The organism is Beijerinckia sp. 28-YEA-48, assembly GCF_900104955.1.
Classification (GTDB): Bacteria; Pseudomonadota; Alphaproteobacteria; order Rhizobiales; family Beijerinckiaceae; genus Terripilifer.
The window spans coordinates 4,371,537-4,384,116 of sequence record NZ_FNSI01000001.1; the positions used below are offsets into that span (position 1 = coordinate 4,371,537).

The following is a 12,580-nucleotide window of genomic DNA, read 5'->3' on the forward strand; positions in this document are numbered from 1 at the left end:
GGCGCGGAAATGCGAAGAGGACGCACGGGATGACAGTCATCACGACGGATCGTCGTAGGATTGAGCTCGCCGGTATCGATATCGAACTGGCGCTTCATGGCGAAGGCAAGCCGCTGCTTCTGCTCTCTGGCGAAGAGCAGTTGGAGGACAATCTGCCGCTGATCGCCGATCTGGCCAGGCACCATCAGGTGATCGTGCCATCGGCGCCCGGGTTCGGGCGCTCGGAACGTCCAGACTGGATCGGCTCGCCCGACGACATCGCCTATATCTATCTCGATCTTCTCGACAGGCTGGGCTTGCGCGATGTCACCGCCATCGGCTTCTCGCTCGGCGGCTGGATCGCCGCTGAAATGGCGACGAAGAACAGCGCGGCGTTTTCCAAGCTCGTTCTGGTCAGCCCCTATGGCGTGAAGATCGGCGGCCCTTACGATGTCGACATTCAGGACATCTGGACGTCGCATCCCGACAAGGTGGCGGCCTGGCGCTGGCACGATGCCGCCAAAGGCAAACGCGATTTTCTGAGCATGGATGACGATGCGCTCACCGTGGTGGCGCGCAATATCGAGAGTTTCGCGCGTTTCTGCTGGGACCCCTATATGCACAATCCCAAGCTGAAACGGCGCCTGCATCGCATCCAAGCGCCGACCCTGGTGGTCTGGGGCGAAAACGACGGCATCGCCGATGCCGCCTATGGCAAGGCCTATGCGGAGCTCATTCCCGGCGCCGCCTTCAAGACCATCGCCGCCGCCGGCCACTATCCGCACATCGAACAGCCGGAAGCCTTCGGCAAAATCCTGAACGATTTCCTCGACTGACATCAGCAGCGAGAAAGGCACGCCCTATGTACGCCTGGCACTTCACGGAAATGCCCTATCCGCATCTGCCGCCGATCGAGACGCTGAGCACGATGCGCGTTTCGCTGGCGAGCCAGCATTTCGATCCGCGTCTCGGCGCCGATCTCTACAACCGCTATTTCGACGAATATCTGATCGCCGACGATCTTGGCCTCAATCTATTGCTCAATGAGCATCATCAGACCGCGACCTGTATCGATGTGGCGGCGCCCTTGTCGGCGGCGATCCTGGCGCGGCAGACGCGCAAGGGGCGCATCTGTATTCTCGGCAATCCGATCGCCAATCGCGGCGATCCGCTGCGCATCGCCGAGGAAATGGCGATGATCGACTGCATTTCGCGTGGCCGGCTCGATGTCGGTTTCGTGCGCGGCGTGCCCTATGAAATCTTCGCCGCCAACACCAATCCGACGCAAACGGTCGAGCGCCTGTGGGAAGGCATCGACCTCGTCACCAAGGCCTGGACCACGACCGATGGTCCCTTCAATTTCGAAGGCCGCTTCACCCATCGCCGCGCCATCAATCTGTGGCCGCGTCCCTATCAGACACCGCATCCAGCGATCTGGCTGACCGGATCAAGCGATCTCGACAATATCAAACGCGCCGCCGCGCGCGGCTTCGTCTTCGCCACCTTCCTGCAACCGCATGCAAAGGTGAAGTGGATGTTCGATGGCTATCGCAGCGCTTTCCGCGATACTGGCCTGCCGGGTGGCGGCGGCACCGCCTATATGCCTTTGGTCTTCACCGCCGACAGCGACGCGGAAGCCGAGGCCGGCGCCCGCGAGCTGACCTGGTATCTCGACGCCAAGTCGGAGCCGCAATACCGCAACCCGCCGGGCTATGTGACGGTGGATTTCAACGTGCAAGCGTTGAAGGGCGCTTTCTCGGGACGCTCCGAGGCGATGCGCAAACAGTCGATCGAATTTCTCAAGGATCAGGGCGTGCTGATCTACGGCAAACCCGACGACGTGGCCCAACAGATCAAACGCCTCTACAATCTCGTCGGCGGCTTCGATCATCTGTTGATGATGCAACAGGCCGGCTACATGAGCCATGAGCGGACGGTGAAGAGCATGACGCTGTTCGCTAAGGAGGTCTATCCGCAGATCCTCGACCTGCCGCGCACCAAGCCGCTCAGCGTCGCGGCGGCCGAATGACAACAGGCCAATATGTGAATGTCGATGGCGCGCGCACCCATTACTACGAGGCGGGCACGCAACATCGCGGCGTGAGGCCGACCATTGTGCTGTTGCATTCGGGCGAGTTCGGCGGCTGCGCCGAGTTTTCCTGGGAGCACAATATCGAGGCGCTGGCGGCGCGCTATCACGTGTTGGCGCCGGATCATCTGGGCTTTGGGCGTACCGACAAGATTTTCGATTTCGAGAACATGGTCGCCCGCCGCATCCGCCATATTCAACGTTTCATCGAGGCGATGGCGACAGGACCGGTGCATGTGATGGGCAGTTCGATGTCGGGCGGCCTGTGCCTGATGGTCGCCGCGCGCACCAATCCCGACTGGCCGCTGCGCTCGGTGACCTGCTGTTCGGGCGGCGGCGTGGCGCCCGATAACGCGGCGCGGCGGGTGCTGAATTCCTACGACGGCACGAAAGAGCATATGCGCCGCATCATCGAGGTGATGTTCGTCGATCCGAAATGGGCTGCGGATGATGCCTATATCGCTCGGCGCGTCGCCATGGCGAATGCAACCGGCGCCTGGGAGGCGATCGCGGCGGCGCGCTTCAAAGCGCCGTTTCACCAACGAACAGACAATCCGGCAGAACGCGAGGCGCTCGACTATGCAGGTATCAGAGTCCCTGTCTTGGTCTTCGCCGGACGCCAGGATCCACTGCGCAATCCTGGCTATACCGATGATTTCGTGCCGAAAATCCCGCGCGCCGAGCTGCATTTCTTTGAAAACGCCGGTCATATGGGTAATATTGAATATTCGCATGCGTTCAACGCCCGGACGTTGAAATTTCTCGCTCAAGTGGATGGAGCGTGCTAAGGCCGCCGGGAACAAAAACTACGGAATTGTGACCGGTGACCGAACAGTCTGCTCCTTTTGACGTCCGCCTGACCGCCATCCGTTTTGCGGCGCTGGATACCAACCTCTATGAGTTCCGTCGTCTCGATGGCGCGCCGATGCCGCCGATCGCGCCGGGCGCCCATATCGACATCCATCTGCCCAACGGCATGATGCGGCAATATTCGCTGACGACCGCCGAAGGCGACCCGAACGCCTATGTGGTCGGCATCAAGAAAGACCGCGCCAGCCGCGGCGGCTCGAAGTTCATCCACGACCAGCTGAAGGTCGGCACGGTTCTGCAACTGGGCGGCCCGCGCAACAATTTCCCGCTCAACGAGACGGCGCCCCATACGGTGCTGGTCGCCGGCGGCATCGGCATCACGCCGATCTGGTGCATGGCGCAACGCCTGCAGAAGCTCGGCGCCTCGTGGGAAATGCACTATTCCTGCCGCGAGCGGCCGGAAGTGGCTTTCATCGACGAATTGACCAAGCTGCCGAACGTCAAGCTGCACATCGACGCGGAATCGAACGGCAAATTCCTCGACATTCCTGGCATTGTCGCGGCCGCGCCGGCGGGCTCGCATTTCTACTGCTGCGGCCCGGTGCCGATGCTCAACGCCTATGAAGCAGCGACCAAGGATCTGCCCGAAGGGCAGATGCACATCGAATATTTCACCGCCAAGGAGGCCGCGGCCCTCGACGGTGGCTATAAGGTGCGCCTGGAGCGTTCCGGGCAGGAATTCACCGTGCCGCCGGGCAAGACCCTACTGCACGTGCTGCGCGATGCGGGCATCGACGTCAGCTATTCCTGCGAGGAAGGCGTCTGCGGCTCCTGCGAGACTGTGGTCATTTCCGGCACGCCGGACCATCGCGACAACATCCTGACCGAGTCCGAGCGCAAGGCCAGCAAGACCATGATGATCTGCTGCTCCGGCTCGAAGAGCGACCTGCTGGTTCTCGATCTGTGATCTTAAATGGGTGCGACGCCGGAGCGGTTTCGCACCCATCCCGCCTTTAGTGGGGCAAATATCTCAATTTCCATGATTTTCAGGCCGGCAGAGCCCGATTCCTTGTGATCCAGGGCGACATTACCGCCCCTTGGAAAGCGCTGCGGCACGGCTTAGAACCGCTCCAGTTTATCAACAGGATTGGGCCTCAGCTCGATGACCTATCAATACGCTCCAATGTTTCCGCTGGCCAAGGACAAGACTCCCTACCGCAAGATCACTTCGGAGGGCGTAAAGGTCGAAAAGCTCGGCGACCGGGAAATTCTCACCGTCAACCGCGAAGCGATGCGTCTGCTCGCCGAACAGGCGATGATCGACATCAACCACCTGCTGCGTCCCGGCCATCTGCAGCAGCTCGCCAAAATCCTCGACGATCCGGAAGCGACCTCGAACGACCGTTTCGTCGCCTATGACCTGCTGAAGAACGCCAATATCGCCGCCGGCGGTGTCTTGCCGATGTGCCAGGACACCGGCACCGCCATCGTCATGGGCAAAAAGGGCCGCCTGGTGTGGACCGAAGGCGAAGACGAAAGCGCGCTCGCCGAGGGTATCCGCGACGCCTACGAGAAAAAGAACCTGCGCTATTCGCAGGTGGCGCCGCTCTCGATGTTCGAGGAAAAGAACACCAAGACCAATCTGCCGGCGCAGATCGACATCTACGCCGAGGGCGAGAGCGAATATAAGTTCCTGTTCATGGCCAAGGGCGGCGGCTCGGCCAACAAGACCTTCCTGTTTCAACAGACGCCTTCGGTGCTCACCCATGACCGGTTGGTGGCCTTCCTGAAGGAAAAAATCCTGACGCTCGGCACCTCCGCCTGCCCGCCCTATCATCTGGCCATCGTCATCGGCGGCACGTCGGCGGAATTGAACCTGAAGACCGTCAAGCTCGCCTCGACCCGCTATCTCGACGGCCTGCCGACGAGCGGCGGCGATGACGGCCATGCCTTCCGCGATCTGGCGATGGAAGAAGAAATCCATAAGCTGACGCAGAGCCTGGGCGTCGGCGCGCAGTTCGGCGGCAAATATTTCTGCCATGACGTGCGCGTCATCCGCCTGCCGCGCCACGGCGCATCCCTGCCGATCGGCATGGGCGTGTCCTGCTCGGCCGATCGCCAGGCGACGGGCAAGATCACCAAGGACGGCGTGTTCCTCGAACAGCTCGAACACGATCCGGCGAAATTCATGCCGCATGTCGATGAAGCGACGCTCGGCGGCGATGTGGTGAAGATCGACCTCAACCAGCCGATGGCTGAGATTCTGGCGACATTGAACAAATATCCGATCAAGACACGCCTGTCCTTGAGCGGACCGATGATCGTGGCGCGCGACATGGCGCATGCCAAGCTGCGCGAGCTGCTCGATGCCGGCAAGCCGCTGCCGGATTATTTCAAGAACCATCCGATCTATTACGCCGGCCCGGCGAAGACGCCGGAAGGCATGCCGTCTGGCTCGTTCGGGCCGACGACCGCGGGACGCATGGACTCTTTCGTCGAGCAGTTCCAGGCGGCTGGCGGCTCGTTGGTGATGCTGGCCAAGGGCAATCGCTCGGCGGCCGTGCGCGACGCCTGCAAGAAGCACGGCGGCTTCTATCTCGGCTCGATCGGTGGTCCCGCCGCGCGGCTGGCGCAGGATTGCATCAAGAAGGTCGAGACCGTCGCCTATCCGGAACTCGGCATGGAAGCGATCTGGCGCATCGAAGTCGAGGATTTCCCGGCCTTCATCGTCGTCGACAACAAGGGCAATGACTTCTTCAAGGAATTGAACCTGAGCTGAAGGCGTCACAGCTCATAGCGTCATAGGACAAAAGCCGCTGCGATGCAGCGGCTTTTTGATTCTGGCACACGCTCTGGATTTTCGATCACACCTGCGGCGTGTCGGGAAAGACACTGAGAACGCCCCTTGCATGGGGTTGTTCCTCAGAATTGGCCAATACCCCCCTCCTCCGCCGAGAGGATAGCGGGGTGGTACCCGTCGCCAACAGACTGAAAGTACAAAGGAGAGGCGGCGGAATTATGGTCCTGGCCGAAACCTCGGCCTTCACCCTCATTGCGAGCGCAGCGAAGCAATCCAGGAGTCAGGATGTAAAGACCTGGACGTCAACGGGTCTGCACCACGGGCATTTCTTAGGCTTGTACCACGCGCCCCTGGATTGCTTCGTCGCTACGCTCCTCGCAATGACAGGAGCAGAAACTGCCGTAGCGCCTCGTGACCAGCAATTACTATCAGCGAGCCACATCCATTTCGCTTGAGAATACTCTAATTCGCCGCAGCAGCCGCGAACGAATCGAACAAAGCAAGAAGGCGTTTCTGCAACGCCTGCCAATTCGACAGTTCGTCACGATGATGAAAGAAATGAAAATGCCTGCCTTTATTTAGAAAGCGATGCTGGCACCGAACAGGACCGCAATTGACGGTGGTTGGATTCACGTCATCCGAGCCGGTGAAATACCAGGAAGTTCCGCTTTTCGAGAGTCCGTATTCAACGACGGAATCCGCGCCACTGCCCGACGCCTCCTTTTCTATTAGGTTAGCAAACCACCTTGTATCCCACTCGACAAAGACGCTGCTATCCCAACGTTCGCGCGGCCCCCAGCCGAACCAAGGCGCCGGAAGAGGCGCAAAGTCGGGCGCTGAGGTCACGATGCTCAAATGAAGAGAGGCGCCACCGCTCCATTTGGGATAGTAGCTGCGAAGAATGCGATAAGCTTCTCCTCGAGCTGGAATGCGAAAGTAATCATTGTCGATTCTCTGAGGCCATAAGATCGGCAAACGATCGGCGAAATCGCGCTGCGGTACGCAGGTTATCGATGTTCGTTGACCGTGGAGCACGCCATCGACGAAGTTGTGCTTATAATAGGACCAGTGACGCAGATACGGCATCGTACCGCTGCCTAGGATGAGAACGGCATGGTGCTGGTTTTGTCCCCCAGCCTCCCCCGTTGCCCGCATTCTTACTATGGAAAGATCGAACAGCGTCCGTGCCGGCCGATAATCCCCGGCACCATCGGCAATCTCAATACAGTAGGGATCGGCGCCAGCGATTTCGCGAACGTTTTGAACGACGCGGAACGATGTCCAGACGCAAACAACAACAATGAGCGTGACGGCCGCCAAGCCCGACCAAAGAAGCTTTTTCAGCCACGGCCGAGCCTGTATCGGAACTTGCACGTAGCCACTACACGCGCATCGGCATCAGCACGTAGAGCGCCGCGGCGCCGTCGCGATCCTGGATCACGGTCGGCGAACCGGCATCGGCCAGTTTGAACAGGGCCGTGTCGCTGTCGAGCTGCGAGGTGATGTCGAGCAGATAGCGGGCGTTGAAGCCGATATCGATCGCCGTCGAATCATAATCGACTTCGAGTTCCTCGACCGCCGAACCGGAATCCGGATTGGTCACCGACAACGTCAGCTTGCCATCGGCGATGGCGAGCTTCACGGCGCGGCCGCGTTCCGACGAGATCGTCGAGACGCGATCGACGGCTTGCGCGAAGGAGCCGCGCTCGACGGTGAGGCGCTTGTCGTTGTTGGTGGGAATGACGCGGGTATAATCGGGGAAGGTGCCGTCGATCAGTTTCGACGTCAGCACCACATTGCCGAAGGTGAAGCGCGCCTTGGTGGTCGACATTTCGATGCCGATTTCGCTGTCGGCATCCTCGATCAACTTCTGCACTTCGGTCACGGCCTTGCGCGGAATGATCACGCCCGGCATGCCCGGCGAGCCTTGCGGCGCCGGCATTTCGACACGCGCCAGACGATGGCCATCGGTGGCGACGGCGCGCAGCATGGTGTGGCCACCGGAATCGGTGGTGTGCATGAAGATGCCGTTCAGATAGTAGCGCGTCTCTTCGGTCGAGATGGCGAACTGCGTCTTCTCGATCAGTTTCTTCAGATCGCCCGCCGGCAGAACGAATTTGTGGCTGAGATCGCCGGCATTGAGATCGGGGAAATCGGTCTCGGGCAGCGATTGCAGGGTGAAGCGCGAACGGCCCGAGCGCAGCAGCAGCTGGCCGCCCTCGCCCGACTGTTCCAGCGACACCTGAGCGCCGTCCGGCAATTTGCGGACGATGTCATAGAGGGTGTGGGCGGGCAGTGTCGTGGCGCCCGCCTGGCCGACATCGGCCGCCACCGTTTCGGTGATCTCGAGATCAAGATCGGTCGCTTTCAGCAGCAGCGATCGGCCGGCTGCCTGCAGCAACACGTTGGACAGAATCGGGATCGTATTGCGCCGCTCGACGACCCTGTGTACATGCCCGAGCGATTTCAGAAGCGCTGCGCGCTCCAGCGTGACCTTCATAGCCGGACCCATTCCCTGATATTCAGCCCAATAGCTTGTCCCAAAGGGCTGAAATTGTCGCCGTTTGCAAGGCCCTGTGCAAGCGCGCCTCGAGCCCGTGTGGACAGCGGCCCCGACTTTCAACAGCTTTCCACCGCGTTGCGGTAAAGACACCCATGCTTTACCGGGGCTTAATCCGGACGCCGTAATTTCTCATTGCCGCCGCTTTCCTCGGTCGATCTGCCATCGATCCCCTTGAGAAACGACCGGCGGGGCGGGCGTGGAGTGCAATGCGCGGTATTTTCAGCAGGAAAGAGCCCGTTTTCGACTCGCCGAAGCGGCGATCCGAAGAATTGCGCGCTGATCCCGCCGATCGGCCGACGCGACCCGGCCGCAAACAAGCGGCCCCAGAGCGGGGCAAGGCCAAGCGTAAAAAGGGCTTTCTCAGCGGCCTGATCGGTGGCGGCGGCGGTGGGAACGATCGCGCCGCGCCCAAAAAAGGCCGCCGCAAGCGCCGTTCAGCCTTCGGTACGTTGATCTATCTGACGTTGATCACCGGCATCTGGGGCTGTGTCGGGCTGGCCGGCCTGATCGCCTATCATGCGGCGCAATTGCCGCCGATCGACCAGCTGGCAGTGCCGAAGCGGCCGCCGAATATCGCCATTCTCAGCGAAGACGGCGTGCTGCTGGCCAATCGCGGCGACACCGGCGGGCCGGCGGCGCATCTTCGCGACCTGCCGCCCTATGTGCCCAATGCCTTCGTCGCCATCGAGGATCGCCGCTTCTACAGCCATTGGGGCATCGACGTCCTAGGGATTTCCCGCGCTCTGTTGCGCAACGCCACCGGCAGCAGCAGCATGCAGGGCGGCTCGACGCTGACCCAGCAGCTCGCCAAAAATCTGTTCCTGACCCAGGAGCGGACCATGTCGCGCAAGATCCAGGAGGCCATCCTGTCGATCTGGCTTGAGCAGAAATATTCGAAGAACCAGATTCTCGAACTCTATCTCAACCGCGTCTATTTCGGCTCCGGCGCCTACGGCATCGAGGCCGCGGCGCAGAAATATTTCGGCCATGGCGCGCGCCAGCTCACCTTGTCCGAATCGGCCATGCTCGCGGGCCTGATGGTGGCGCCGACACGGCTGGCGCCCAACCGTAATCCCAGCGGTGCGGCCGATCGCGCCGCCAAGGTGATCACCGCCATGGCGCAGGAACACCTGATCACCGACGCGATGGCGAGGATCGCGATGGCCAAGCCGGCCACGGTGACGCGCGAAGCCGGCGCGGCTTCGATCAATTACGCCGCCGACTTCGTCATGGATATTCTCGACGACACGGTCGGCGCGATCGACCAGGACATCGTCGTCACCACCACATTGAGCTCGGTGCTGCAGTCCTCGGCCGAGCGGGCGCTGACCGAAGAGATCAATAAACTCGGCGGCCGTTACGGCGTGTCGCAAGGCGCCGTCGTCTCAATCGATCCGAACGGACAGATCCGCGCTTTGGTCGGCGGACGCAATTATGCCGACAGCCAGTTTAACCGCGCGGTCGCGGCGAAACGGCAGCCGGGCTCGGCGTTCAAGCCTTTCGTCTATCTCACGGCTCTGGAACGGGGCCTTACGCCCGACACCGTGCGTGACGACGCGCCGATCAACATCAAGGGTTGGCGGCCGTCGAATTCGTCGCGCGAATATTTTGGTCCGGTGACGCTGACGCAGGCGCTGGCATTGTCGTTGAACACGGTGGCGGTGCGCCTGACGCAGGAAGTCGGGCCGAAGGCTGTCGTCGCCACGGCGCAGCGCCTGGGCATCGTCTCGGAGTTGCAGCCGAATGCCTCGATCGCGCTTGGCACATCGGAAGTGACGCCGCTTGAACTGGTGTCGGCCTATGCGCCATTCGCCAACGGCGGCATTCGCATTCAGCCGCATGTGATCACGCGCGTGAAAACCGCCACCGGCAAGCTGCTTTATCAACGCAAGGGCTCGAGCTTCGGACGGATCATCGATGCCAGATATGTGGCGATGATGAACGGCATGATGCAGGAAACGCTGCTCACCGGCACGGCGCGCAAGGCGGAGCTGAAAGGCTGGCAGGCCGCCGGCAAGACCGGCACGAGCCAGGATTATCGCGACGCCTGGTTCGTTGGCTACACCAGCAGTCTCGTCACTGGTGTGTGGCTCGGCAACGACGACAATTCGCCGACCAAGAAAACCTCGGGCGGCAATCTGCCTGTCGATATCTGGAGCCGCTTCATGCGTGAAGCGCTGAAAGACACTGTGCCGCAGCCCTTGCCATCGGCTTCTTGGCGCGATTCCCTACCGCCGCCTTCGGCACCACCGGGCATGATTCCGTCAGCGCCTATGCCGCAAGGTTCCATACCGATGGCCTCGCAAGCGCCGCTGCCGCCAGCTTCGGTGCCGCAAACCGGCGGTTTGATACCGCCAGCGCCCATCGGCCCCACCGGCAACGGGCCGATGACCATCAATCAAGCTGGCCAGGCCGGTCAGAACTCGGCGCGTAACGGTAACAACAGTGTGAGCCGGCCGCCGTCGATCCGGCGTGACAACGGCAATCCGTTGATCCCGCCGGCGCCGATCGGCAATGACCGGACAGGCTCGATAGAGCCGCAACGACAGCCTGGAATTTTGGAAAGATTGTTCGGCGGCTGAGTGTAACCGCCGAACGTTCAGCCTAAGCGCATGTTCGCTTAGTGCAGACTCACCGTCTGCAGCGAATGCTCCCAGGCGTTGGCGATCGCCGCATCCTTCGAATCGGTCAGGATGATCGGCGTGCCATCGGCGGAGAGCAGGGCGAAAAGATTGAGGCCCGGCTGAATCTCGCCGATCTGTGGAAATAGACGTTGCGCATCTTCCGACTTGATCGGGCGCACATAAGCAATCATGCCGCCGCCGAGATGGGCGAATTGTTCCGGCGTCAACGACACGTTCGCAATGGTGTTCATGTCATGTTCGGTCATTTTTACGCTCCTTACTCTGGCGTCCCGTTTGGGCCCGCCCCGCTTTGGCGCTGACATTCAATCCCGCGCCGCAATGTTGATCTTCTGCACGATCCGTTCCGGTTGTGGCCGGGCGAGATCAACGGACAAAAGACCGTTCTTCAAATCCGCTCCCAAGACCTGCATGCCTTCCGCAAGCAGAAAGGCACGTTGGAACTGGCGGGCGGCGATGCCGCGATGCAGGTAGACCCGTTCCTTGTCTTCGGTCTGCCTGCCGCGAATGACGAGCTGCTGCTCTTCCAGCGTCACTTCCAGCTGGTCTTGGGTAAACCCCGCAACGGCCAAAGTGATCCGTAGCCGTTCAGGATAATTATCGCTCTTGGCGAGGCGCTCGATATTGTAGGGCGGATAACCGTCAGCGGCGGTTCTCGACACCCGATCGAGCGCCCGCTCGATGTCATCGAAGCCGAGCAGGAAGGGGGAATTCAATGTGGGTAACCTGGACATCGTCTTAATTTCCTGAAGCCCTGCTGGCGCCTCGTCGGGGACCCTTTCGGCATCCCAGTATTCTTAGCTGTATTCTTGGCTGTACTCTTGCCTGCGACCCCACCGGGATCACCAGACCAATATGGGCATGGTTTCGCCCCGATCAAGATGAAATCCAGCGCGGCGCTTCTTCCTCCAGAATAAATCGGTGAAAATCGAATCCTGTCTCGAGTGTCGGCTTAATCACTGCGAAATAAGGGGAAATATCGAAATCCCTGGGGGTGAACAGGGAACGGTTCTGGATATGCAGGATTTCACGATTGCGTTCGGCCTTAGGCGAATCCTCGCCAGCGGCGGCAGCCGCCGCCTCGGCCGCCCCGATCGCCGGCAGGATCGGATAACCGATCGAATAATAGGCCTCGGCGATCAAGGTCGAACAAATGGCCCGGGTCGGCGAACCGGCCCCGAAGGCCAGAAGGCGGCGCCGCAGCCGGGTCGGCACCGGCGGCATGGGCATGAAATATCGAAACAAATCGATGAAATTGCTGAGATCGTAAGCGTAACCGATGCGTGAGCGGCCGAATTCGCAGACGCGCTCCACATCGCTCATGCTGACGCCGACCGGCCGGCAGATCCGGGTGTGGGCGCCGGCATATTTCGACACCGGGATCGAGATGACGCCCAGGTCCATATCGGCTTCGATCATCGCATGGGGTTCGCCGTCGGCCTCGGTGCGGCCCGGGATCGGGCCGACATAGAGGCAGGCATGCGACCAGGTCGACTGGGTCAGATATTTGATCGCCGTGGCGACGCGCGTATTGCCCTCGATCAGCACCACGTCGCCGGGCCGCAGCGTGCGGACAAAGGCGTCGGGATTGCCGGTGGTCAGCGGCATGAAACCTTTCGCCGGTTGGGTGAGATAGCTGGCAATCCATCGCCCGATCTTCTCGAGCATGTTTCCGTCCTGATCCTGTGCCGCGTTGT

11 protein-coding genes are annotated in these 12,580 nt (G+C 60.9%); 6 read left to right on the plus strand and 5 right to left on the minus strand.

The window, feature by feature from the left end; all coding sequences use genetic code 11:
- Window positions 1-29: 29 nt before the first annotated feature.
- From BLW50_RS20505 to BLW50_RS20525, 5 genes are all read left to right on the plus strand, one after another.
- Complete coding sequence (locus BLW50_RS20505) at window positions 30-815, plus strand: alpha/beta fold hydrolase (protein WP_090705990.1); 786 nt, start codon at window positions 30-32, stop codon at window positions 813-815.
- Window positions 816-841: 26 nt separating this feature from the next.
- Window positions 842-2,008 (plus strand): LLM class flavin-dependent oxidoreductase, encoded by a 1,167-nt coding sequence (locus BLW50_RS20510; RefSeq protein WP_090705992.1) that lies wholly within the window; start codon window positions 842-844, stop codon window positions 2,006-2,008.
- The gene (locus BLW50_RS20515) at window positions 2,005-2,856 is read left to right on the plus strand and encodes an alpha/beta fold hydrolase (protein ID WP_090705994.1); all 852 of its coding nucleotides are present in this window, start codon (window positions 2,005-2,007) and stop codon (window positions 2,854-2,856) included. Before BLW50_RS20510 ends, BLW50_RS20515 begins: the two co-directional genes overlap by 4 nt.
- Before the next feature lie 35 nt (window positions 2,857-2,891).
- Window positions 2,892-3,845 carry a PDR/VanB family oxidoreductase gene (locus BLW50_RS20520; protein WP_090705995.1) on the plus strand — a complete coding sequence of 318 codons (954 nt, stop codon included), beginning with the start codon at window positions 2,892-2,894 and terminating at the stop codon, window positions 3,843-3,845.
- 195 nt (window positions 3,846-4,040) lie between these two features.
- Window positions 4,041-5,657, plus strand: coding sequence for a fumarate hydratase (locus tag BLW50_RS20525; RefSeq protein WP_090705997.1), 1,617 nt, complete (start codon window positions 4,041-4,043; stop codon window positions 5,655-5,657).
- A 483-nt stretch (window positions 5,658-6,140) separates the two neighbouring features.
- On the opposite strand, the gene BLW50_RS20535 is transcribed toward BLW50_RS20525, so the two are convergent.
- Window positions 6,141-7,052, minus strand: a complete 912-nt coding sequence (locus BLW50_RS20535; protein ID WP_139267696.1) for a hypothetical protein — start codon at window positions 7,050-7,052, stop codon at window positions 6,141-6,143.
- Between the two features lie 7 nt (window positions 7,053-7,059).
- Complete coding sequence (gene dnaN / locus BLW50_RS20540; protein ID WP_090706003.1) at window positions 7,060-8,178, minus strand: DNA polymerase III subunit beta; 1,119 nt, start codon at window positions 8,176-8,178, stop codon at window positions 7,060-7,062.
- Between the two features lie 269 nt (window positions 8,179-8,447).
- On the opposite strand from dnaN, the gene BLW50_RS20545 reads away from it, so the two are divergent.
- Window positions 8,448-10,823, plus strand: a complete 2,376-nt coding sequence (locus tag BLW50_RS20545) for a transglycosylase domain-containing protein (protein ID WP_090706006.1) — start codon at window positions 8,448-8,450, stop codon at window positions 10,821-10,823.
- Between the two features lie 38 nt (window positions 10,824-10,861).
- Here the strand turns inward: BLW50_RS20545 and BLW50_RS20550 are convergent, their stop codons facing one another.
- The 3 genes from BLW50_RS20550 to BLW50_RS20560 form a co-directional block, all read right to left on the minus strand.
- Window positions 10,862-11,131 (minus strand): BQ00720 family protein, encoded by a 270-nt coding sequence (locus BLW50_RS20550; RefSeq protein ID WP_090706008.1) that lies wholly within the window; start codon window positions 11,129-11,131, stop codon window positions 10,862-10,864.
- Between the two features lie 57 nt (window positions 11,132-11,188).
- On the minus strand, window positions 11,189-11,617 hold the full coding sequence (locus BLW50_RS20555; protein WP_090706010.1) for an Hsp20 family protein: 429 nt from the start codon (window positions 11,615-11,617) through the stop codon (window positions 11,189-11,191).
- A 142-nt stretch (window positions 11,618-11,759) separates the two neighbouring features.
- On the minus strand, window positions 11,760-12,551 hold the full coding sequence (locus BLW50_RS20560; protein ID WP_090706013.1) for a C40 family peptidase: 792 nt from the start codon (window positions 12,549-12,551) through the stop codon (window positions 11,760-11,762).
- Between the last annotated feature and the right edge of the window lie 29 nt (window positions 12,552-12,580).

Bases quoted from the DNA above. Each gene is read 5' to 3' on its own strand.
- BLW50_RS20505 (WP_090705990.1), top strand. From the start codon at position 30: ATGACAGTCATCACGACGGATCGTCGTAGGATTGAGCTCGCCGGTATC.
- BLW50_RS20510 (WP_090705992.1), top strand. From the start codon at position 842: ATGTACGCCTGGCACTTCACGGAAATGCCCTATCCGCATCTGCCGCCG.
- BLW50_RS20515 (WP_090705994.1), top strand. From the start codon at position 2,005: ATGACAACAGGCCAATATGTGAATGTCGATGGCGCGCGCACCCATTAC.
- BLW50_RS20525 (WP_090705997.1), top strand. From the start codon at position 4,041: ATGACCTATCAATACGCTCCAATGTTTCCGCTGGCCAAGGACAAGACT.
- dnaN (WP_090706003.1), bottom strand. From the start codon at position 8,178: ATGAAGGTCACGCTGGAGCGCGCAGCGCTTCTGAAATCGCTCGGGCAT.
- BLW50_RS20545 (WP_090706006.1), top strand. From the start codon at position 8,448: ATGCGCGGTATTTTCAGCAGGAAAGAGCCCGTTTTCGACTCGCCGAAG.
- BLW50_RS20550 (WP_090706008.1), bottom strand. From the start codon at position 11,131: ATGACCGAACATGACATGAACACCATTGCGAACGTGTCGTTGACGCCG.
- BLW50_RS20555 (WP_090706010.1), bottom strand. From the start codon at position 11,617: ATGTCCAGGTTACCCACATTGAATTCCCCCTTCCTGCTCGGCTTCGAT.
- BLW50_RS20560 (WP_090706013.1), bottom strand. From the start codon at position 12,551: ATGCTCGAGAAGATCGGGCGATGGATTGCCAGCTATCTCACCCAACCG.